A 21,330-nucleotide genomic window follows, 5' to 3' on the forward strand; every position below is an offset into this window, starting at 1 on the left:
CCCTACCTCGATCAGGGCGCTGGACGTAGTGCACGTGGCGTGGTATCCGCGGTTGGCTCTGACACCGTGATCTACGGGGGAAACACGCCGTTCGCGGTCGAGCTGCGCGCGGTGACCAAGCAGTACGGCGCCAAATCCGCTTCGGTGCGCGCCTTGAACGGCGTCAGCCTCGGCTTCCCTGCCGGGACCTGGACCGCGGTGATGGGCCCGTCCGGGTCCGGCAAGTCGACGCTGCTGCACTGCGCGACCGGCCTGGACCGGGTGTCGAGCGGCCAGGTGCTGCTCACCGGCACCGACATCACCCAGGCGCCCGAGGCGTACCTGACCACGTTGCGGCGCAGGTCGATCGGCTTCGTCTTCCAGCACTTCAACCTCGTCGCCTCGCTGACCGCCGCGCAGAACGTCGAACTGCCGTTGAAACTCGCCGGCTCGCGTGTGTCCAAATCGGACGTCTTCGAGGCCCTGGACCAGGTCGGCCTCGGCGACCGCCTGCACCACCGCCCGCGCGAGCTCTCCGGCGGCCAGCAACAACGCGTCGCCATCGCCCGCGCCATGATCACCCGCCCCGCCGTGCTGTTCGCCGACGAACCCACCGGCGCCCTCGACTCCCAGTCCGCCCGCACCGTCCTCGCTCTGCTCAAGGACCTGGTCCGCAACGGCCAAACGATCATCATGGTCACCCACGACCCGGCCGCCGCCGCTGCCGCCGACTCGGTCGTCTTCCTCTCGGACGGCCGTGTGATCGATCGACTCGACCAACCGACCACCCACGCCGTCGCCGAACGGCTCGCGCGCCTGGAGGAGTCGTGCTGACCCTGTCCCTGAGCACGCTGCGCGAACGCTGGCCGCTGTTCATCGGCGCCGTCATCACGGTCGCGCTGGGCGTCGCACTCGTGCAGGCCGCGCTGCTGGTCATGGCCGCCACCGCCGACGGCTGGATCCCGCCGGGCGCCACCGAGGAGGAGGCGTTCCAGATCCGCGAGGGCTACGTCGGCGCCGCCACCCTGCTCGGCATGACCGTGCCACTGGCGGCGTTCCTCGCGGTCTTCATCGTCGGCTCGACGTTCGCGTTCACCGTCGCCCAGCGCAGCCGCGACCTCGCCCTGCTCCGCGTCCTGGGCGCCAACCCTCCCCAGGTGCGCCGCCTGCTGCTGTTCGAGGCGTTCTTCCTCGGCACGTTCGGCACCGCGATCGGCGTCGTCATCTCCTTCCCCACCGTCACAGCGCAATCCGCCGTGCTGACCGCGTTCGGCTTCCTCCCCGACGGCTTCGCCGCGCCGTTCGGCCCGTGGGTGCTCTGGGCCTCGATCCCCATCGGCGTCGGCGTGGCGGTCCTCGGCGTCCTCTCCGCCTCCCGCCGCGCTTCTCGCGTCCAACCACTCGACGCGTTGCGCGACACCGGCTCCGCCGCCCGCGTCATGACCCTCGGCCGCTGGGTCACCGGCCTGCTGAGCGTCGCCATGACCGTCCTGCTCATCCTGCTGGCCCGCTCCGGCGACCTGCTGATCGCCCTGACCACGTCGTTGCTGATCTCAATGACCGGCTCCGTCGCCCTCAGCCGCCTGAGCCCACTACTCGTCCCCCTGCTCGGCCGCCTGCTGGTCCTCCCCGGCCTCGGCGAACTCGCCCGGGCCAACCTCCGCGACGGCGTCCGCCGCAGCGCCTCCACCGCCGCCCCGCTGATCGTCCTGGTGGCCCTGGTCCTCGGCATCGACGGCTCCCTCGGCTCCCTGGCCCTGCTCACCGGCGTAGAACAGGAACGCTCCGTCCGCGCCGACCTCGTCGTCGACTCCACCGGCGCCCAGTCCACCCGCCTCGCCGGACTCCCCGGCGTCGCCGTAGCCGCCCCGCAGACCCTCCTCCCGGTGAAGATCGTCGTCCAGAACCTCGTCGACGCCGACGGCCCGGCCGTCACCGAGGCCTACGACGAACAGGTCTTCGCCATCGACCCCGCGACCTACCTGAGGACTCACGTGACCCAACCCCGCAGCGGCAGCCTCGACCGGCTGACCGGCATGACGATCGCCGGCGGCCCCATGGTCGCGGGCGAGCGCCTGATCGGCGAAACGGCCACCATGCACTACAACGACCAATCGACCACCCTCCAGTTCGTCGCCCGCATGCCCGAAACCCTGGCCCTGGGCGAGGAGTTCCTGGTCTCCCGCGACGCCGTCCCCGCCGACCTGCTTGCCACCTCCCCGACCACCACCTTCGTCCGACTCACCCCGGGCACCGACCCGGCCACCGTCCGCTCCGCCATTGCCGCTGCGGGTCTCGGCGACGTCCGCACGGTCTCCGAATGGGCTGGTGCCGCCGCAAAGGCCCAGCAGTCCGGCAACCTCGCCATCATGGCCGTCCTCATGGGACTGTCCGGTTTGTACGCCGCCATCGCCGCCGTGAACGCCGTCGTGATCGCCGGCGCGGAACGCCGGGCTGAGTTCGCTGTGTTGCGCCTGTCGGGTCTCACCCGCCGGCAGATCATGACCGTCGCCTTGGTCGAGTCGACCGCGGTCACGGTGATCGGGCTGCTGCTCGGGGCGGTGGTGGCGGCGGGGGCGTTGGTCGGGGTGGCGGGCGGGACGCAGGGCATCGTCGACGTGCCGTGGGCCCTGTTCGGGCTGCTCTCGGCGGGCGCGCTGGTGATCACGGCAATCGCTTGCGCGGCAACGACGTGGAAGGTGTCAGCGGCCCGGTGACCGGCAGGTTTCCCGATAGCCCGGGCCGACGTGGTGCTCCCACTCCTCTCGGGTGAGTCCCCGCCCGGCTCGCTCACACGCGCGTTCCACCGGGTGTTCGCGAGCGTCGACCGGTCCGCTCAGGTCCCACAACACCACACCGTCTCCGTCCTTCGACGCCACCGTGCGTCCGTCCACGCTGAGCGCGGCCGCACCCTCGGACGGCAGCTGAGGACCGATCCGGCGGGGGTGGTCAGGTGCACTGACGTTCCACAGAATGGCGGCGCGATCGCTGTCCACCGTGAGCAGCGTCTGCCGATCGGCGCTGAAGGCCATCTTCGACACGAGGCTTTCGTGCCCGGTCAGCGGCTGTCCGAGGCGCAGCGGCCGGGTGGGATCGCGGAGATCCCAGAGGACCACGGTGATGTCGGTGCTCGAGACGGCCAGCACGTCGCCTGCGAACGCGGACTCCACCGCGTAACCGTCGCGTTCGTCCAGCTGCGTCGTGATGGCACGGAGGTTCCGGGGATCCCTGACATCCCACAACCACCTCCCCGGACCGGGACCACCGTATGCGAGCAGGGTTCCGTCACCGCCGAACGCGGCCGAGTTCGGCAACAGCGGCATGTCCACCGGCACCGCGGTACGTCTTCTGCTGACCATGTCCCACAAGAAGACCTGCCCGCCGGAGCCGCAGACGAGGAGCTGCCCGCCGGCCGGCAGGAACGCGAGGTCGAGCACCCGGCCCGCGCGTTCGCTGATCGGCTGGTCGATGCGGACGGGTGCGGCTGGATCGCTGACGTCCCACAACTTCACGGCACCGTCGTGCGAGCCGGTCGCGAGCAGGCGACCGTCAGCGCTGAACGCCAGCGCGGACAGTTCCTCGCGATGTCCCGGTGCGAACCGGTGGATCCTCCTCGGCCTGGCGTGATCGCGGGTGTCCCAGAAGGTGATCTGGCCGTCATCGCCGGTCGAGACGAGCACCCGGCCGTCCGGGCGGAACTCCAAGCGCTCCACCTCACCGACGTGCCCGGTCAGCGGTTCGCCGGACTGGACGGCCCCCGCGGGGTTGCGCACGTGCCAGAGCATCACCACGCGGTCGTGGCCACCGGTCACCAGGTATCCGCCGTCCGGGTGGAAGGCCACCGCCTCGACGCCGCGCGCGTGTCCGTGGAACGACGGCAGTGCGAGCGGCTCGGCCGGGCGTCGGACGTCCCAGCGCACCACTGACCGGTCCTGACCGACTGCTACCAGCATCGCGCCGTCCGGGCTGAACACGACGTCGTGCAGGAAACCGCCGGCGCTCGCGGGCGGTGCGGCGATGCGGGAAAGCCTCGTCCGGTCGGTGACGTCCCACAGGACCGCCGGAGTCCTCCCCGCCCCCACACCGGCCAGCGTGCGCCCATCAGGGCTGAAGGCCACGGACTGCCACCGCGCATCGGGTTCGCGAGGTAGCGCGGCGAGCGCGAATGCCCTGGCCGGGTCGGACGTGTCCCACAGCGCGACGCTCCCGTCCATGGCGGCGCTGGCGAGCGTGCGTCCGTCGGGGTGGAACGCCAACCCCAGCACCATCAGTTCGTGACTGGAAAGTCTGCTGATCTCACGCGGTTCCGCAGGCACGGTGATGTCCCACAACTGCACGCCCCCGGGGGGCAGGCCCACTTCGGGCCTGTCACTCGAAGCACCGCCTCCGGTGGCGAGCGTGCGGCCGTCCGGGCTGATGGCGACCGATGTCAACGCTGGTCTGTCACGATCAGGCGACTGCCAGATCCGCGTGGCGCGAGCGGGGTCCTCGACATCCCACAGGATCACCCCACCGGCCCCGTCCACCGTCACGAGCAACGGTGCCACCGGGCTGAACGCCAGATCGGTGACCGTGAACCGGTGCCCGGTCAACCGTTTCAGCTCCCGCGGCTTCAACGGGTCCGCGAGGTCTGACAGGATCACGGCTCTGTCGGCACCCGCGGTGGCCAGGGTGCGCTTGTCCCGAGCGAACCCCACCGCCGTGACCTCCCCGGTGTGCCCGGTGATGGTGCCGCCGTAGTGGGTGCTGGTCAGCGACTCGGTCAGGCTGTTCTTGGTGTCGAGTCCGGGGTTCAGCTCAATCGCCGCCACCCCGAGCATGAGCGCGAGCTGCGGGTCGTCGCGCAGGCCGGCCTCCGCCCGCGACACCAATGCACGCGAGGCAGCAATCCGTTGCTGGTGCTCGGCCTCCCGCTGCTGCACAACCGCCATCCCCGCCGCCACCGACGCGACAACGAGCAACGCCGACAGCACCGTCGTGAGCCATCCACGCCTCATCCGATCCCGACGCACCCCCGCGAGCAGAAACGCCCGACTGGTCTCACCGAGCTCCACCCGGCTCGTCCTGATCCCCCCACCACCCCGCCGGAACACCGGTGGAACGTCCGCCGCCACATCCGCCACCGCCGCCGCCAACTGGTTGCGCTCCCACAACCGGTTCACCGCCCGACCCGACGTCTCCCAAGACGCCGCAGCACGATCGATCGCCCCACGCGCCCGCAGTGCGGTCGCCTCGGCGGTGATCGCGGAAGCCATGGGTTGCCAAGCAGTCAGGAACGCCTCGTGCGCAACCGTGAGCGCCCCGTCGTCGTCCGTCGTGAGCAACCGGTGCGCGATGAACACGTCCATCTCTGCCGCAACCGAATCCGGCAACACCGACCGGACAACCCGCCCACGCACAGGCTGGTCATGATCATCAACGGTCACCAGCTCCAGCAAGCCGGTGATGACCTCGTCAGGAGTACGGCCGGTGACCCCGACCGCCTCGCGAAGAGCGGCGTCCGCCTGCTTCACCAAGGCGCCGCGCACCCCACCAAGTTCGTCGTAGCGAGCCGGTGAAAGCTCCGAACCACGACGATCGGCAGCCAACTGGGCCAAGGTGAAAGCGAGCAGCGGAAGCGCAGACCCGTCATCGGTATCGGCGACCAACCGCTGCAGAAGCTCCTCGGACACGCTGATCCCGGCCAACCGAGCCGGACCTTCGACCACCGACCGGAGCTGCGCCTGCCCCAGGGGCTTCACCGCGAAGGTGGGACCGGCGAGCGGCCGGAGGTCGGCATCGGCCAGCAGACGGTCGACGAACTCCGATCGGACCGTGGCAACGAGTTGAACCGGCGCCGCACTCAAATCGATGAGCGTGTGAGCGAATGACCGTTTCCGATCATCCGGCGTCTGCGTGAGCAGCTCTTCCAGCTGATCGATCACAACGAGCAACCGCTCACAACGCCCACCAGCGCCGATCAGCAACTCCTCGACCAGGTCGCCGGCACACCCCGCCCGCACGTCGGCGACGGTCCAACCAAGCCCCCGCCGCCGTCCGGCCGAAACAAGCTCCCGCACCAACGCCGACGAAGGATCCGTGCCGGGTGTGAACGGCGGCAACGTCAACCAGCCAGGTTCCCCGGCGATGACCGGCACCAACCCCGCCCGCACCAACGACGACTTGCCAGACCCGGACGGACCGATCACGAGCAGGCACCCGTCGGCCACGGGCGAACGCACCGCGCGAGCAAGATCGGCCGTCTCCACCGCCCGCCCGAAGAACACACCCCGCAACCCCGCATCGAACGCACGCAACCCGGGATACGGCGACTCCCGGTGCGACCAGTTCGTGGTCGATTGATCGGTTCGGCGGACAGCTTCGATCAAACGCTCACGAGCGAGCGAATGATCGCTGGTCAGGTCGGCGTACTGCACCGGAAAGCGGAGCAACGGGTGCTCGGCGTCGCGCTCCGACAGCACGGGCACGACCACGCTGCCCAGCCACCGCGCGAACAGGGCCTCGGTGCTGCACCACACCGACCGCGCGTAGGCGGCGGTGATCAGGCAGACGACGACGTCGGCCCAGCGCAGGCGGTCGCGGAGCTGGCGTTCCCAGTCCTCGCCGACGGTCAGGCCGCGGCTCGGGTCCTGGTCGACGAACGCCTGGTGACCGTCGGCGGTGAGCCAGGAGGCCACTTCCAGGGCGCGGGCGAGGTTCTGACTCGCATAGCTGATGAACACCCGTGCCATGGGTAGAAGATCGTACGCGCACAAACCATCCCAGTACTCACGCAACGACCCACCCGATCGCGTGAACGAGCCCTTACCCTGGGCGTCGTTCGTCGGGGCGAAGGAGGCGACCATCAAAACGGTCATCCGCTGGGGCTTGAACCACGGCGTGCCGAGGGTGGCGTTGCGCCTGGCCGCGCGCAAAGGCGACCTGCAGGGCCGCATCACCGTCGAAGCGAGCAACGGCAACGACCTCACGGGGTTGTTCGACGAGATCAGAGCACACGGCCCGTTGGCGCCCACCGGCATCGGACACGTCACGACCCGTCATGCCGCAGTGCGCGAGGTGCTCGGCAGCGACGCCTTCCACGCCACCCGGCCACGCTACGGCGACGGGGTGCTCGGCAAGATCGCGGACTGGGCTTCCACCGACGTGCTGCACCCGGTGCAGCCGCCGTCGTTGCTGGTCACCGAGCCGCCTGACCACACGCGCTACCGCAAGCTGGTCACGCGCGTGTTCACCGTGCGTGCGGTCGAGCAGCTCCGGCACCGCACGCAGGAGATCGCGGAGCAGCTCCTCGACGGCCTCGACCCGCGCGACCCGGTCGACCTGATCGAGACCTACTGCGGGCTGCTTCCGGTGACCGTCATCAGCGAGATCCTCGGCGTCCCGCAGGAGGACCGCGCCAAGGTGCTCGCGTTCGGCGCCGCCGCGGCACCGAGCCTCGACCTCGGCCTGTCGTGGCGGGTGTTCAGATCGGTCGAGACCACGCTGACCTCGTTCGACGCCTGGCTCAGCCACCACATCGACACCCTGCGCGCCAACCCCGGCAACAACCTCCTCAGCCAGCTGATCAGCGCCCGCGACGAGGGCATCGGGCTGACCGAGCGCGAGCTCAAGAGCACCGCGGGCCTGGTGCTGGCGGCCGGCTTCGAGACGACGGTCAACCTGCTCGGCAACGGCATCTCCTTGCTGGCAAGGAATCCTGACCAGTTGGAGGTGTTGCGCGCACGGCCGGAGCTGTGGGCCAACACGGTCGACGAGGTCCTGCGCTACGACCCGCCGGTGCTGCTGACGGGCCGGATGTGCATGCGGGACACCGAGATCCTCGGCGTGCCGGTACGCCGAGGCCAGCTGGTGGCGACCGTGTTGGCCGGTGCCAACCGCGATCCGGAGGTGTTCGCTGACCCGCACAGGTTCGACGTGGCCCGGGACAACGCCCGCGACCACGTGTCGTTCGGCGCGGGCCGGCACTACTGCCTGGGTGCGGCGCTCGCGCGGATGGAGGGCGAGATCGGGTTGCGGGCGATGTTCCGGCGCTTCCCCGACCTGCGGCTGGAGCAGGGTGCGGGGCGGCGGCCGACGAGGATCCTGCGCGGGTTCGAGCGGTTGCCGGTCAGCCTGACGGCGTCAGGAGACCAGCGAGAGGCCAGGACGCGCTGACACCGGAGCTTCCGAAGGAGCGGCGGTCGGGACGACGACCTCGTCGCCGCCGATCTCGCGGGTGATCCACGCCCCCGACTCGACCATGACCTTCAGCGTGCGCACGTCGAGCGCCTGGATCCGGCCCAGGTACCACTCGTCGGTCGCCAGCGGGCCCATGCGGTCGCCCATGCGCGCCTTGATGTCCTTGACGCGCTGGAACATCTCGGCGATCAGCGACTCGCGGTCGAACGGGCCCACCAGGCCGTCGCGGATGCGGTCCTCGATGCCGCGCGGCATGCCGTCGGCGTCGGGCATCAGCATGGTGGTCCAGGCGCGGGACTTCTCGCGGTACTGCAACTGCTGCATGATGCCCTCGTGCTGGGCGAAGTCGGCGGCGCGGAAGCCGCGGCCCTTCCAGCGCTGCAACAGGTTCACGGCGAGCGACTGCGCGCTCTTCAGGCCCGTGTTGAGGCCTCGGCCGGGCCAGAAGTGCAGGGAGTTGGCGGCGTCGCCGAGCAGGAAGCCGTAGGTGGAGGGCGACAGCTGGGCGGTGAACTTCGACATCTGCTGCATGCCCAGGGTGAACGACGTGATGCCCACGACGTCCGCCACTCCGACGCCGAAGAACCGCAGGCCGTCGAGGATCCGGGGCCACAGGTAGGAGAGCTTGTCGACGGACGGCTTGAACACCGAGCGGTGCCGGTCGCACACGAAGCGGGTGCCCTCGGGGCGCATGGTGCAGCCGAACTTGCCGATGCACCCGATAGGACCGTTGGCGCCCAACGCAACGATCTCCGACGCCTCCTCCGCGGTGAGGCGCATGTTGATGAAGCCGCCGCCCATCGAGTTGAACAGGAAGCGGTTCTGCGCCACCGTCAACGGCACGGTGTGCTCGTCGGGAACCTTCGTCGACACGACACGGATGCCCAGCACGCGCTCGTCCAGCGGCGAACCGTCCAAGGAGAACAATTCGCGGGACGGCGTGCCGAAGTGCAGCTTCAACGACTCACGGGTCGCGGAACGGGCGCCGTCGGCGATCGCCAGCACGTGCAGGCCGTCCCACTTCGAGGGAACGGTGTAGGCCTGCGGCAGCAGCTCGACGCCCTGGTCCTGGGCGAGGTCGAGCAGCGCGTCCTCGATCCAGCGGATCTTGATGTTGCGCGGGCGGCCCTTGGAGGCGGGTGAGTCCGGGCCGAGCGGCCACATCTCGGAGAAGCGGCCGTCGACGAACAACCGCTGCTGCACCTCGGCAGGCAGCGCGGCCCACACGTTGCTCTGCAGCGTCACGACCTGCTCGCGGCGGTTGTTGCCGTCGGCGGCGTTCTTCCACACCACGCGGTCGGCGTGGCGCTTCCACCTGCGGTCGAACACGCGCACCGACACCTGGTCGCCCAGCATCGACTTCAGCGAGCACGCGAACGCCAGCCCGACCGGACCGCCACCGGCCACGTCGACCCGCATCGGGGCGTTGCGCCGCTGCAGGCGCACGAGCTGTGCGCCCTGACGCGGCAGCATCACCGTCGGGCCGACCTGGCCGAGCAGGACCGTCTTCTCGTCGTCGCGTGCCATCGAACCGCTCCCCCTACTCACCTGTTGACGGCGATGACACGTGGTGAGACGGAGAACGGTTCAACGAGTTTCGAGGAAGTTTTTCCAGGCGGCCGGAGCGAAGGTCAGGACGGGGCCGTCGAGGTTCTTCGAGTCACGCACGAAGGCGGCGCTGACCAGCGCAACCTCGACACAGTTGTCGTCCTCCGTCGCACCGCTATAGCTGCTCTTACGCCATGAGCGTTCCTGGGTCATCAAGGTCCTCTCGCGGTGGGCTGACGTACTCAGCCAGCTTGCTCCGCGATTGTTCCGCATCCAAGGCAACCTCAGCCAAACGGTCGAACAGCAGCCGGGTCCTGGCGATCGCAGCCGGATCCTGCACGAACACCTTCGCCAGATCGGTCGACGTGAACGCGACCGGCATCGCCTTCTCGAACTCCCACAGGACGCAGCTCGACACGACCACTGGCGCGTCCGTGGGCACGACCCGGATCAGGTGCGCGGCGAACAACAGCTTGAGGTACTGCTCCTCCATGATCCGCGCGTCGCCGACCTGCGTCTGCAGCGCGTGCTCGTGGATGTAGAACAAGCAAGTCGGCCGATCGTGTCGCCGCAAGATCGACTGCCGGTCCATCCGGAACCGCACCACCGTGGGAATGCGGTCCTCCGCGATGTACCCACCCAGTCGATACAGCCTGTCGGCGTACTCCTCGGTCTGGAACAGACCCGGTATCGCCTGCGGGTCGTAGCTGGTGATCGCCACCGCGGTCGACTCCGCCAGGGCCAGCGTGCGCAGGTTGTCCGAGACCTGGACGACGTACTCGTCGAACGCGTTGCGGTAGCGCCGTTTGAACTCCTCGAAGAAGTCGACGTCCTTCCCGCACATCGTCAGGTACTGCACCAGGTCGATCTCGCTCGCGCGTACTTGCCGTGCTCGATCGTCGAGACCTTGCTGGGATCCCAGCCGAGCCGCATCGCCAGCGCGGCACCGCTCAGGTTCGTCGAGGTCTCCCGCAACCGGCGCAGCTCGTCGCCCAGGTCGCGGCTGTACGCCGTGGAAGGTGTGGTCGTGGCCATGTTCTGACGCTAAGCGTTGCTCGAAGAGCACGAGTGGGCTCATTCGGGTGAAAATGATCGAGCGACGATCATCAGGAAACCTGCCAGGAATCCGGCAGCCGGTCCACAGCGCGAAGCTCGACCCGACCGCGGCGCAGCCGCAGGTCGACGTCGCCCAGAACAACCTCAACACCGCGTATCCCAACGGCACCGGCACAACCGCGTTGTGGCTCGCCCACCAACAGGCCGCGCTGGTGCTCGTCGGGAAGGCCGGGTGCGGGCGCCGGAGCGGACGGTGTCGTTGTCGCTGCCGGGTGCTCCCGTGGTGGTGCGGGCTGATGACGGGAAGGTGCGGCAGGTGCTGACGAACCTGCTGGACAACGCGTTGACGCACACGCCGTCGGGGTCGCCTCTCGAGGTGCGGCTGTCTGATTTTGGTTTCGAGGTGGCTGATCACGGGCCGGGACTGGCTGCTGACCAGGCCGCGCGGGTGTTCGAGCGGTTCTACCGGGCCGACTCGGCGCGCGGGCGGGACAGCGGCAGGACCGGGCTGGGCCTCGCGATTGTGGCGGCGCTGGTGGCGGCGCACGGGTGGCGGGTGGAGGTGGACACCGCGCCGGGTGAGGGCGCGGTGTTCCGGGTGCTGCTCACGCCCTGACCCAGTCGCGTTCGTAGTGCTCGGCGGGGAAGTCGCTCGGGCTGGACCGGGTCTGCTTCGCGTGCTCGATCTCTTCGGCGTACCGCTCGTTGCGCGGGCACATGGGGGCGGCGGGGATGTACATGACGTTGCCCCAGCCCTGCTGGTCCTCGACCGGCGCGACGCTGTGGATCATGTCGCAGTGCCACCAGACGGAGTCGCCGGCCTGGACGTCGGGGATGCCGCTGACGGCTTCGAGCAGCAGCGGGTGCCACTTCTCGCTGACCGGGAAGACCTGGTTGACGGTCACGCCGCACATGTCGTCCTCGGGGACGTCGTCGAGCAGCGGGCGCAGCATCAGGTACGCCATCGCGCCGGGGATGGGGACGGTGTGCAGGACGCCTTGGTCGTGGCGCATGTCGGACAGGGCGGTCCAGCCCTGGAAGGTGCGGAAGACCGAGCACATCGTGGTGCCGGGGTACTGCGGGCCGGTGGTGCGGTGGGCGGCGTCCCACGGGTCGTACTGCTCAACGGTGCCGTTGAACAGGTGCCGGAACGCCTGCTGGTATTCGCTCGTCATCCACAGGTCGAGGGTGCCGGGGTCGAGGTGGGTGCCGAGGCCGCCGGAGTCGGTGCCGGGCGGGCGGCGGCGGATGCGGTCCGGGTAGCCGACGTCGCTGTCGGGGTCGAACCAGCCGTCGTGCTTCCAGAGGCTGTTCAGGAACCGTTGCACGCGGGCCATGCGCGGGCTCTCGCGAGCTTCGAGCTGGGCGGGCGACCAATATATTGGATATATCTCGGGCTTGGAGCCGACGCTGCCGAAGAAGTCGTCGCCGGGGCCGCGGTACTGCTCGAAGAAGCCGTTGCTCTCGACGTAGTCGACGATCGACCGGTCCCAGGCGAGAGCTTGCTCGCGCGGGAAGTGGCCGCGGATGACGACGCAACCCCGCCGCTTGACGGCGTCAACACTTGATTCGAGCTCGTCGTAGTTGACGACGGGCCATACATCTTTACTTGACTTGATTGCGTCAACCTCGAGCTTGATGTGCTGCTCGACGACGGCGAACACCTCCTCGACGGTGCGGCCGGACGCCTCGATCTGAGCTCGGATCGCTGCTTTGACCTCGCGCACAGCTCCTGGCAGGTCCTCCGGTGTGGTCTCCCAGCTCGGCAGCATGTGAGCTCCTTTCTAGTAAGACTCCCTAACTAGAAGGCTAATATGCTGGTGGGGTGACTGCCAAGCCCTCTGTCGAGCTGTTGCGCTCGATCTCGGACGAGCACGTGCTGCGCTCGTTGCTGGCCGAGCGGAAGCTCACGAGGGCCGAGCTCGCGGTGCTGACGGGGTTGTCGAAGCCGACGGTCAGCGACAGCGTGCGGCGGCTGACCGAGAACGGGCTGGTGGCCGACACCGGCGAGCGCACGCCGGGCGGGCGCGGCAAGGGGCGGGTCGGGTCGTTCTACGCGCTCGCCGAGGACGTCGGCAGCGCGCTGGTCGTCGACATCGGCGCCGGCGGGGTCGTGGCCGAGCTGGTCAACGTGTACGGCGACGTCGTGGCGCGGGAGCTCGTGGAGATCGAGTCGCCGGCGGACGTGCCGGCGGCGTTGCCGGTGGCTGCCGCCGCCGTCGCCGACCCGGCGCTGGGCGGGCACGTGCGGCTGGCCGTGGTGAGCGCGGCCGATCCCGTCGACCGGCACACCGGGCGGCTCGTGCAGCTGCCGGACTCGCCGTTCCTGACCGGTGAGCTGGACCCGGTGCGGGTGCTGAGGCCGTTCGTGCGCGGGCCGGTGGTCGTCGACAACGACGTGAACTGGGCGGCGCGGGCCGAGCAGGCGTCCGGCGACTACCTGTACCTCTACCTCGGCGAGGGCCTCGGCGGGGCGCTGGTGAACGACGGCGAGGTGCGGCGAGGGTTCTCCGGGCTCGCGGGCGAGCTCGCGCACGTCCACACGATCGGGCCGGACGGTCGCGCGGTGCCGTTCATCGAGGTCTTCGGCCTGCTCGGGCTGCGCAAGCCGCGCACGACCGCGATCGACGTCGACCGGTTGCTGGCGGCGGACAACCACGCGCTGGCGTGGATCGCGGACGCGGTGATCGGGGTCGCGACGACGTTGATCTCCGTGCTCGACCCGGAGCTGATCGTGCTGGGCGGATCGTGGGGCGGGCGGCTGACGCCGTTGTTCGAGGCGGCCGCTCTGGTGATGCCGAGGCGGGTGCCGTTCGTCGCGGCGAAGGTCGCCGACGCCCCGATCACCGGCGCCCGGACCGATGCGGTGGACCGACTGCAAACGGCCGTGATCGCAGCGTCACGTGGTTAGCGTCACGGCAGAGCCATTCGGACGAATTTGAGCTCTCCGGGGTAACTCCGGCTCGGGCGCCGAACGATAGCCAGGCGTCCCCCGCTGCCGAAAGTGGTGCCCATGGAGCCGGACCTCGACGGCCTGCTTGAGATCGCCGTTGACGCCCTTGACGAACACGAACGCGGTCAGGTGCTGGCCTGGCTGGCGGGCGCCGTCATCGGGTCAGGGCACACCGAACGACTGGCCCGCGGCGCGCGTGACGTCGTGCTGCTGCTGCCCGACCGCCTCGTGGTCGTGCGGCCCGACCCGTTCCAGTCGTGGTCGTACCCGCGCGAACTCGTGGTGAGCGCGCTGTTCGCGGCCGACCACGCCCAGTTCGAGGTCGCCGACGAGCACGTCAAGGTCGACTGGGAGTTCTGGATCGACAAACGGCTCACCGAGTCGAGCCCGTTCATCAAGGCCGTCGAGGCGTGGCTGGTGCAGGAGAAGCAACCGGGCAAGGGCGGCCTCGCGCTCGGTCTGCTGATCATGACCCTGATCATCGGCGGCCTGTACTTCGCAGGCGGCGGCTCCGGTCCGTCCGACGGGCCGCTCAACGCACGGTCGACGTGCAGCGAGTTCCTGTTCGCCGGCGCCGACGAACAGCTCGCGATCCTCACGAAGCTGTTCAAGGACGCGGGCAAGGAGGACGAGGCGAAGAACCCCACCGCCCTGCGCGAGTCAGGGGCCCGGTGCGAGCAGAACGGCACGGCCACGCTGGACACGTTGGTCGGCAACCGCTGACCTGGCTTCACGCCTGCGAGACCCTCTAACACCAGCTAGATGGTCACGGCAGCTGACGTGCGGTGCATTGCATCCGGCTACGACGTGGACCCGGCGCGCTCGACGTCGTTGCGCGCCGAGACGTACGTGAAACCGAGGTCGAGTCCGTCCGGCACATCACGACCCGGTTGAGCGCCTACCGCCCCTGGCGAACTGATATATCGCGCTGCTCGCGGCGGCGGCCAGCAGCACACCGCCGGCGATGAAGCCGTTGGTGCCCAGCGAGCCGCGCACCTCCGCGAACTCCTCCTGGCTCAGATACGCCATGCCCTGCCCGGTGGGCCGGTCCCACCACAGGTACACCAGCAGGCCCGCCGAGGCCACGAGCACCACGACATCACGCCGCCACACGGCCACCAGCACGGCAATGATCACCACGGCGTACAGCTCGTAGGGGGTGTTGACCCTCATCGTGTCGAGCACGGTCAGCAACCAGCCGGGCTCCTGCCCGAACGGCACCGCGACCGGCTCGGCGAACCGGTCGGCCAGTCCGGTGGCGACCGCGAGGACCGCGGCCACCACCGCGACGACCCGGCTCGTCACCTCGGCCGGTGCGGAAGCTCGCCCGGCCGTGGCGCGTTGTGCGTCAACTGAGGCAACAAGGCGCGGTACTCCTCGAACGTCTTCCCGCAACCGATGCCAAGCGACTGCGCGTACGCCGGACACGTGCCGTCAGGCTGCTGTGTGAGGTGCGAGGCCAACGCGAGCATGCCCAGTGAGTCGTCCGAACGCGGCATGTACCGGTCACCGATCGACGACCCGACCATCGCGATCAGCACGCACATCCCCGCCAGCGCGGCGATCCGCAGCGACCGCGCACCGAGCCACGGCCGCAGCTTCGGCACGCCCTCCAGTCGTTCCATGCCGAAGTACAGCGCGAAACCGCACAGCAGCAACATGCTGTAGAGCAGTTCGGCACTGCTGCGCGGGTAGAGCTGCACGGCGTCACGCTCGTACATCGTCGAGGCGTAGTAGAACCGGATCAGCCACGCGCCGGCGAACAGGCTCGTCAGCAGGATGACCGCGGTCCGGTTGCGCCCCACCACGATCGCGGCCGCGACACCGACCAGCGCGATGACCGTGAACACGCCCACACCGCCCAGCTCACCCGGCGGCGGCCACACTCCCGGCAGCGCACCCGGCATGTCGCCGCGCGTCATCGCGATGTAGGTGGGTTCGGCGTAGACGTCGAAGTAGAAGTAGCGGTCGACCATTCCGCCCGACGCGGACACGATGGTGGACAGGTGGATCCACGACACCGCCACGAACGTGACCGTCGTGACCGCCACCAACGTCAAGCCGCGCCACAGACCCGTGCGCCACGGGAACACCACAAGGGCCGCAACGACAACACCGGGTGCCGACCACACGAACCAGCCGGAGTAGACCAGGAACACCACACCGATGACGGCACCGGCCCCGATGCCCCGCGCCACGATCCCGCGGTACGTCAGGTGGTCCGCCTTGCGCAGGCGTTGCAACAGGAACAGCACCACCGGCACGAACACGACGAGCATCAGGTTCGCGTAGACCTTGTACGGCTCGATGAGCACCATGCTCGGCACCACGCCCAGCACCAGCGCCCACATCGGCCGCAGCACCAGCCGCCACGACAGGTACGCGGCCGGGCCGAACACCGCGGTGCCCAGGATCTGCATGACCTTCAACGAGGCCTCTGGCGTGCTGCCGGAAAGCTCGCTGTACCACGCCATCGCGTGGATGAACCCCGGCGGGTAGCTCCACGGCATCTCACCGGTCTGGACGAGCGACCGCGCCCACTCCGTCACCACGCCCGCGTCGCCATAGCTCGCGAACAGCCCGTACGTGGTGCCACGCAACGCCACCACCACCGCGCCCGCCACGAGCGCGCTGAACAACCCCGCCGCCGCGGCGGCCGCGAACCGTTCGACCACGTGGGCGTACCGCGTCCGTGCGGCGATCACCACCACGACCAGCACGGCCAGTGCGATCAGCGCGAACCGCAGCTGCAGGCCCGCGAGACCGCTGACCTGGCCCACCCGGTCCAGCGGGTCGACCTCCACCCCGCGCGCCCACAGCACCAGCAAGGCCGCCGCTCCGAGCGAGATCCCCACCTCGCCGGCGATCAGCAGCCATCTTCGCCGTTTCCGCGGCCAGACCGGGTCGACGACCACCAGATCGCGCAGCCCGGACGGGGCCAGTTCCACAGACAGCATCCCCAAGTCACTTCCTCGCCTGAACGCTCAACAGCGCTTCACCAGCAGGAAGAGGACGGGCGACCCCCGGAGACAGACCGTGTCCGCAGACCGGAGCTCCCCAGCTCCTCGACACGATCAGGTGGTCCCACAATCCCCCAAGGCGTCGAGAGTAGCCGCCTGTGCCACACCTGTGCGCGCGGGCCGGCTAATCCGTTCGCGCTCACGCCGGGCCGGCCGCAGACTCTCCCGGTGTGACCACCACCGCCGCTGACCTGCTCACCGCGATCGACCCGCTGCCCGCACCCGCGCGGCAACGCCACATCGCCACCACCGCACGCGCGCTCGCCGGCACGCCGGAGCTCGACGCGGTGCTGGCCGACCTGGCCGGGCGTGCCGTGTTCGAGCGGCGGCTCGCGGTGCAGATGGCGGCGATCGCGGAGCACCGCGACCACGTGCGGCGCGAGCTCGGCGCGCGGGAGACGTCCGTGCTGTGGAGTGCTCTGCGCGCGGCGGTGCGGCTGGGGCTGCCGGCCGAGGCGTTCCTGGAACGGTTGCCGGACATGGCTGTCGCGACACGCCGGCGGCTCTACCAGCTGGTGCGCGGGCAGCAGGCGACGGAGCTCGCGGACGCGCTGCTGCCGTTCGTGCGGGAGCGGTACGGCGACGACGAGGCCGCGGGGCTGCTGTCGGTGTGCTCGGCGCCGCCGTTGCGGGAGCTGGAGCACGCGGCCGCGAACTGGTCGGCGATCGGCAAGCGGCACCCGGCGGCGTTGCTGGACCTGGTCGAGGCGGAGCTCGACGCCGCGCCGACGCAGGAGTGGAAGACCATCTGGTCGTGGCGCGCGGACGGCGTGCGCAGCGCGTCGGCGCACCTGCCGGAACGGGTGCTGGACCTGTTCGAACGGGTGCTGCCGCACGTGTGGTCGGTGCACGTGCCGCCGTGGCTGGCGCGGGTCGCACCGGAGCGGGTGGCGCGGATCCTGGCGCAGGGCAAGGCACACCAGCCGGACAGCCGGGCGTTCTGGAGCCGGCTCGGCGGTGTCGACGAGGCGGCGCTGGTCGCGGTGGCGCGCAGGCTCACCACCGCGCGGCTGCGGCACTTCCTGCACTCGCTGCCACCGTCGCGCCGGGCCGCCGTCTACCGCGGAGCCACCGGCGAACAGCCGGACGTGCCGATCGAGGTCCTCGACGAGCTGCCCACGGCCGACCGGGCGGTGCAAGCACGGCGGCTGCTGGGTCTGCGGCGCGTCGCGGACTCCCCTTCCCAGCGGCTGGCGGTGACCGCGCGGCTGTCCTGGGACGAGGCGGGGCCGGTGTTGCTGGAGGCGACGAAGCGGGCCACGGCGGAGGAACGCGCCGAGGCGTACCCGCTCTACCTCCGCGCGGCCGCGGCGAGCAGGGACCCCGAGGTGTTCGCGGCGGTCCTCGCCACGCTGACGCGGCTGCCGAACGAGCAGGACCCCGTGCGCGCCACGGCACTCACGGCGCTGGCGAAGGTGCCGGCGTGGCTGTTCCGCGCGTCCGAGGCGCCGTTGCTGACCAAGCTGATGCTCGACGCCACCCAAGCCCGCGACAGCTCGTACAGCACGTGGAGCGCGGTGCGGGAGCTGGCGGGCACGCTCATCCGGCAGGGCGCCGTGACCGGGGACGCACGGCTGGTGGAGGCCGGCCTCGACGGGATGGGACGGCTGGGCGAGCAGCACCGCCACGTCAGCCTGCACGGGCTGTACCGGTCGCTGCCGCGGGGTGCCGAACAGCAGGTGCTGGCGGTCCTGATGCCGCGGATCACCGCTGACGCGCGCCGTGACGAGTACTCGATGGCACTCGCGCTGGCCGTCGGACTGGGCCGGCGGGCGTGGGACCTGGCCGAGCTGCAGGACGTCATCGGACAGGCGCGGTTCGCGGCGCAGGAGACCGTTGCGCGGCGGGCGATCGGGCTGTGGCTGGCCCCGGTGAGGACGCGGGACTCCCGCGTCGAGGCGGTGTTGTTCGACGACATCTCGGCGATCACGCTCCACGAGGTGCAGCAAGCGGTGTCGACGCGGCGCACCGACCTGCTCGACCTGGTGACCGGGCAGTCCGTGCGGGGCCGGTTCTGGGTCACCAGCGTGAGCTTCGTACCGTTCTACGACCGCTGCTTCCACCTGTGGATGCCCCGGCAGATCACGGCGTACGCGGCTGAGCTGGAGGTGATCGCGCGGTCCGACAACGCGCTCGGCACCAGGGTGAACGCGGTTCTGCGGCTGGGCGGCGTGCCGGGTACGACCGCGGTGTTGCGCACGTTCCTGCACGACGGGGAAGTCGCGCTGGCGGAGGCCGCGATGGGCGCGTTGGCGTGGACCGACGAGCCGGGTGACGTGCTGCCGGAACTGTTGGCGTTCGCCGATACCGACCGTGCGCGCGTTGCGGTGTATGCCGCGACCCGGTGCGCGCGTTTCACCTCGCCGTCGAAGCTTTCCGCTTTGCTCGCACCGGTGTTGCGCGGCAAGAAGGTGACGTCGCGCAAGGAGGCCGTGCGGTTGCTCGCCGAACACCAGGCGCCGGGTGCGCCGGCCGAGCTCACCGCGATCTGGCCGGACACCCACCGCGACGTCAAGCGGGCGATCGTGTCGGCGTGCCGGTGGTTCCTCGACGAGGAGACCGCCTGGGACCTGCTGTCCGCGGCGGCCGGGGGTGAGCAGGCCGTGGCGCTCTCCGTGCTGGAGCTGCCCCCGCAGTTCATCGCGGCACGGCACCGCCACCGGTACGCGGCACTGGTGCGCACCGTCGCCGTGCGCCGGGAACCCGGCATCGCCGAGCCCGCGCTGTCCCGGTTGCCGCTGTGGTCGCGGTGGGACGAAGGCGGTACGGACCTGCTCGCCGACCTCACCGCGGACCTGGCGAACACGGCGACCTGGCAGGCAGCCCTCGGCGCGTTGATCTCCAGCTGCGCCTCGGACCTGACGCCGCTGCGGTCCGTCGTGACGCGCCTGCTGTCCACTGTGGATGCCTTCGACGCCGTACCCGACCGCGACCTGCCCGCCCGGCAACGGATCCGCAAGGTCGTCGAACTGCTCGCCGACGACCGCACCTCCGCGGCACACCGGGCGTTCGAACGGCAGCTGGCTGCCGACCTCGCCGCGGAGATGCCACGCGAGGCGATCAAGCTCGCGGCCGGCGCCGTCGAGTGGCAGCACGCCGACGTCCTCGACCAGGTGCTGTTCGCGGCCTCGCTGGGCACCCGCCCGGTGCTCGCACTGGAGGTGCGCACGGCGTTGTCGCGCTGGCTGCGCCACGGCCTCGCCGGGATCGCCATCGACGACGTGCGCCGCCTGGCCACCGACGTGGTCATCCCCGCCCCGCTGGTGGCCCTCGGCTTCGCCGCGGTGGCCGGCGAGGCGGAGGGCTGGCCGGAGTTCTGGCTCGCGATCGTGCGCCAGGTCCGTGCTCACCCCGACCCCGACGTGCGTGAGGCGGCTCTCGCGGTCATGACCGCACCCGAGTAGACGACCGGCGTGGACCGCGGCTCCGGGTGGTGTGGCCGCGCCCCCGTCACGGCCACACCAGGCTTCACAGCCGCACCAGGTGCGACTGCCGCACCGGCTCGCGGTCCCCCTCCGGCAACTCCTCGGGCAGCCACGCCCGTAAAGCACGCCCGAACATCAGCAACGTCCGCCAGTTGTCCCACAACGCGAGCAGAACCCCGGCCAGCACCACGGACGCCGCGACGGCGAGCACGCCGTCGTCCTTGAGCAGCACCACGACCGCGACCACGGCCCACAGCTCCACGACCGTGTACACGATCAGGAGCAGCACCTGCTCCGTGTGCTTGCGCCGGGCGCGCAGCACCTGCGTGCGGGAGTCGGGATCGGGCAGTGACTGGCGCTTCATGACGGCTCCTGAACTCGGTGAACTGGTGTCACCGACCTAATCGCCGTCGTACCGGCATGTCTGCGTCAGATGCCGCACATCGACCGCAATTCTTCCTCGCGCAGAATTTGCACGCCGTTGCGCCGGGTCCGGATGATTCCCGCCTCGCGCAGAACTTTCAAGCACCGCACGAGCGTCTCGCGGGACATTCCCACAATGCCGGCGAGCTCACGTTGGCTGAGCGGCACCGTGGCGATCATGTCGTCCGCCTCCCGGTGCGCCAGGTTCAGCAGCACCGCACCGACCCGGTACAGCGACGGGCCGGTGCGCAGGTCCTGCTGGTCGCTCGTGGCACGGTGCCGCGACACCACGACCCGCAGCAGCGCCCACGCGACGGCAGGCCGCGCATGACACAGCTTCTCCAGCGCCTGAGCGGTGAGCACCAAGCCGCACACGCGATCCACGGCCACGAGCGAGGCGGTGCGACATCCGCCGTCCACGGCGGAGAGCTCGCCTATGATCTCGCCAGGCCCGCGGACGGCGAGCACGTTCTCCTCGCCCGTGGCGGTGAACCGGCTCACCTTGACTCGGCCGTGAGAGACGACCAACACGTTGCGCGACGGATCTCCCTGGTGGCAGATCACCGATCCGGGCGCATATTCAACTCTTGTCGCCGCGCTCCGCAACGCTGTGCGATCGGCTACGGTGAGCATGCCCGAGAAAGATCGGTCAATCCCCATAGTTTCATAGTTCCGGCAACTGCACGTCATACCATTGACCCGATTGATCTAAATCGAAGCCGATATGGCGAAGTTTGCTCGTCACGTC

At 70.0% G+C, this 21,330-nt stretch carries 17 protein-coding genes; 7 read left to right on the forward strand and 10 right to left on the reverse strand.

What is annotated here, in order from left to right; all coding sequences use genetic code 11:
• Positions 1-66: 66 nt before the first annotated feature.
• Both BBK82_RS00215 and BBK82_RS00220 read left to right on the forward strand, forming a co-directional pair.
• Positions 67-813 carry an ABC transporter ATP-binding protein gene (locus BBK82_RS00215; protein ID WP_065913154.1) on the forward strand — a complete coding sequence of 249 codons (747 nt, stop codon included), beginning with the start codon at positions 67-69 and terminating at the stop codon, positions 811-813.
• Positions 807-2,696, forward strand: a complete 1,890-nt coding sequence (locus BBK82_RS00220) for an FtsX-like permease family protein (protein ID WP_065913155.1) — start codon at positions 807-809, stop codon at positions 2,694-2,696. Before BBK82_RS00215 ends, BBK82_RS00220 begins: the two co-directional genes overlap by 7 nt.
• Here BBK82_RS00220 and BBK82_RS00225 read toward each other — a convergent pair.
• On the reverse strand, positions 2,682-6,710 hold the full coding sequence (locus BBK82_RS00225) for an nSTAND1 domain-containing NTPase (protein WP_065913156.1): 4,029 nt from the start codon (positions 6,708-6,710) through the stop codon (positions 2,682-2,684). The genes BBK82_RS00220 and BBK82_RS00225 overlap by 15 nt on opposite strands.
• A gap of 61 nt (positions 6,711-6,771) precedes the next feature.
• Here BBK82_RS00225 and BBK82_RS00230 point away from each other — a divergent pair, with 61 nt between their 5' ends.
• Positions 6,772-8,133, forward strand: a complete 1,362-nt coding sequence (locus BBK82_RS00230; protein WP_065913157.1) for a cytochrome P450 — start codon at positions 6,772-6,774, stop codon at positions 8,131-8,133.
• On the opposite strand, the gene BBK82_RS00235 is transcribed toward BBK82_RS00230, so the two are convergent.
• The 4 genes from BBK82_RS00235 to BBK82_RS00245 are packed head-to-tail and all read right to left on the reverse strand — an operon-like array spanning position 8,101 to position 10,740.
• Complete coding sequence (locus BBK82_RS00235) at positions 8,101-9,684, reverse strand: Rossmann-fold NAD(P)-binding domain-containing protein (protein ID WP_065913158.1); 1,584 nt, start codon at positions 9,682-9,684, stop codon at positions 8,101-8,103. The genes BBK82_RS00230 and BBK82_RS00235 overlap by 33 nt on opposite strands.
• A gap of 60 nt (positions 9,685-9,744) precedes the next feature.
• A complete protein-coding gene (locus tag BBK82_RS47150) occupies positions 9,745-9,918 on the reverse strand; it encodes a DUF397 domain-containing protein (protein WP_083267703.1) in 174 nt (57 codons plus the stop codon).
• On the reverse strand, positions 9,893-10,564 hold the full coding sequence (locus BBK82_RS00240) for a DUF5753 domain-containing protein (protein WP_065913159.1): 672 nt from the start codon (positions 10,562-10,564) through the stop codon (positions 9,893-9,895). Before BBK82_RS00240 ends, BBK82_RS47150 begins: the two co-directional genes overlap by 26 nt.
• The gene (locus BBK82_RS00245; protein WP_065913160.1) at positions 10,552-10,740 is read right to left on the reverse strand and encodes a helix-turn-helix domain-containing protein; all 189 of its coding nucleotides are present in this window, start codon (positions 10,738-10,740) and stop codon (positions 10,552-10,554) included. The genes BBK82_RS00240 and BBK82_RS00245 overlap by 13 nt, the downstream gene beginning before the upstream one ends.
• A 253-nt stretch (positions 10,741-10,993) precedes the next feature.
• On the opposite strand from BBK82_RS00245, the gene BBK82_RS52605 reads away from it, so the two are divergent.
• Positions 10,994-11,377: a sensor histidine kinase gene (locus BBK82_RS52605; RefSeq protein ID WP_065913161.1), complete on the forward strand. Its 384-nt coding sequence runs from the start codon at positions 10,994-10,996 to the stop codon at positions 11,375-11,377.
• On the opposite strand, the gene BBK82_RS00255 is transcribed toward BBK82_RS52605, so the two are convergent.
• Complete coding sequence (locus BBK82_RS00255; protein WP_065913162.1) at positions 11,367-12,533, reverse strand: YbiU family protein; 1,167 nt, start codon at positions 12,531-12,533, stop codon at positions 11,367-11,369. The two genes, BBK82_RS52605 and BBK82_RS00255, sit on opposite strands and share 11 nt — an antisense overlap.
• Positions 12,534-12,586: 53 nt before the next feature.
• Between BBK82_RS00255 and BBK82_RS00260 the strand changes: the two genes are divergently transcribed.
• Together BBK82_RS00260 and BBK82_RS00265 are read left to right on the forward strand one after the other, a co-directional pair.
• Complete coding sequence (locus BBK82_RS00260) at positions 12,587-13,672, forward strand: ROK family transcriptional regulator (protein WP_065913163.1); 1,086 nt, start codon at positions 12,587-12,589, stop codon at positions 13,670-13,672.
• 102 nt (positions 13,673-13,774) lie between these two features.
• Positions 13,775-14,437 carry a hypothetical protein gene (locus tag BBK82_RS00265; protein WP_065913164.1) on the forward strand — a complete coding sequence of 221 codons (663 nt, stop codon included), beginning with the start codon at positions 13,775-13,777 and terminating at the stop codon, positions 14,435-14,437.
• A gap of 156 nt (positions 14,438-14,593) precedes the next feature.
• Here BBK82_RS00265 and BBK82_RS00270 read toward each other — a convergent pair whose 3' ends face one another.
• Positions 14,594-15,019 carry a hypothetical protein gene (locus BBK82_RS00270; protein WP_065913165.1) on the reverse strand — a complete coding sequence of 142 codons (426 nt, stop codon included), beginning with the start codon at positions 15,017-15,019 and terminating at the stop codon, positions 14,594-14,596.
• A complete protein-coding gene (locus tag BBK82_RS00275; protein WP_065913166.1) occupies positions 15,016-16,671 on the reverse strand; it encodes a hypothetical protein in 1,656 nt (551 codons plus the stop codon). The genes BBK82_RS00270 and BBK82_RS00275 overlap by 4 nt, the downstream gene beginning before the upstream one ends.
• 233 nt (positions 16,672-16,904) lie before the next feature.
• On the opposite strand from BBK82_RS00275, the gene BBK82_RS00280 reads away from it, so the two are divergent.
• Positions 16,905-20,138: a hypothetical protein gene (locus tag BBK82_RS00280; RefSeq protein WP_083267705.1), complete on the forward strand. Its 3,234-nt coding sequence runs from the start codon at positions 16,905-16,907 to the stop codon at positions 20,136-20,138.
• A 64-nt stretch (positions 20,139-20,202) separates the two neighbouring features.
• Here the strand turns inward: BBK82_RS00280 and BBK82_RS00285 are convergent, their stop codons facing one another.
• Both BBK82_RS00285 and BBK82_RS00290 read right to left on the reverse strand, forming a co-directional pair.
• Positions 20,203-20,523 (reverse strand): hypothetical protein, encoded by a 321-nt coding sequence (locus BBK82_RS00285; RefSeq protein ID WP_065913167.1) that lies wholly within the window; start codon positions 20,521-20,523, stop codon positions 20,203-20,205.
• A gap of 65 nt (positions 20,524-20,588) precedes the next feature.
• Positions 20,589-21,272 carry a Crp/Fnr family transcriptional regulator gene (locus BBK82_RS00290; RefSeq protein WP_083267706.1) on the reverse strand — a complete coding sequence of 228 codons (684 nt, stop codon included), beginning with the start codon at positions 21,270-21,272 and terminating at the stop codon, positions 20,589-20,591.
• Positions 21,273-21,330 lie beyond the last annotated feature (58 nt).

Origin of the sequence: Lentzea guizhouensis (assembly GCF_001701025.1) — a bacterium.
GTDB lineage: Bacteria > Actinomycetota > Actinomycetes > Mycobacteriales > Pseudonocardiaceae > Lentzea > Lentzea guizhouensis.

Excerpts from the sequence above, each read along its gene's own strand:
- BBK82_RS00290 (WP_083267706.1), bottom strand. The coding sequence starts at position 21,272 with ATGACGTGCAGTTGCCGGAACTATGAAACTATGGGGATTGACCGATCT.
- BBK82_RS00265 (WP_065913164.1), top strand. The coding sequence starts at position 13,775 with ATGGAGCCGGACCTCGACGGCCTGCTTGAGATCGCCGTTGACGCCCTT.
- BBK82_RS00235 (WP_065913158.1), bottom strand. The coding sequence starts at position 9,684 with ATGGCACGCGACGACGAGAAGACGGTCCTGCTCGGCCAGGTCGGCCCG.
- BBK82_RS00275 (WP_065913166.1), bottom strand. The coding sequence starts at position 16,671 with ATGCTGTCTGTGGAACTGGCCCCGTCCGGGCTGCGCGATCTGGTGGTC.
- BBK82_RS00245 (WP_065913160.1), bottom strand. The coding sequence starts at position 10,740 with ATGGCCACGACCACACCTTCCACGGCGTACAGCCGCGACCTGGGCGAC.
- BBK82_RS00255 (WP_065913162.1), bottom strand. The coding sequence starts at position 12,533 with ATGCTGCCGAGCTGGGAGACCACACCGGAGGACCTGCCAGGAGCTGTG.
- BBK82_RS00225 (WP_065913156.1), bottom strand. The coding sequence starts at position 6,710 with ATGGCACGGGTGTTCATCAGCTATGCGAGTCAGAACCTCGCCCGCGCC.
- BBK82_RS00285 (WP_065913167.1), bottom strand. The coding sequence starts at position 20,523 with ATGAAGCGCCAGTCACTGCCCGATCCCGACTCCCGCACGCAGGTGCTG.
- BBK82_RS47150 (WP_083267703.1), bottom strand. The coding sequence starts at position 9,918 with ATGACCCAGGAACGCTCATGGCGTAAGAGCAGCTATAGCGGTGCGACG.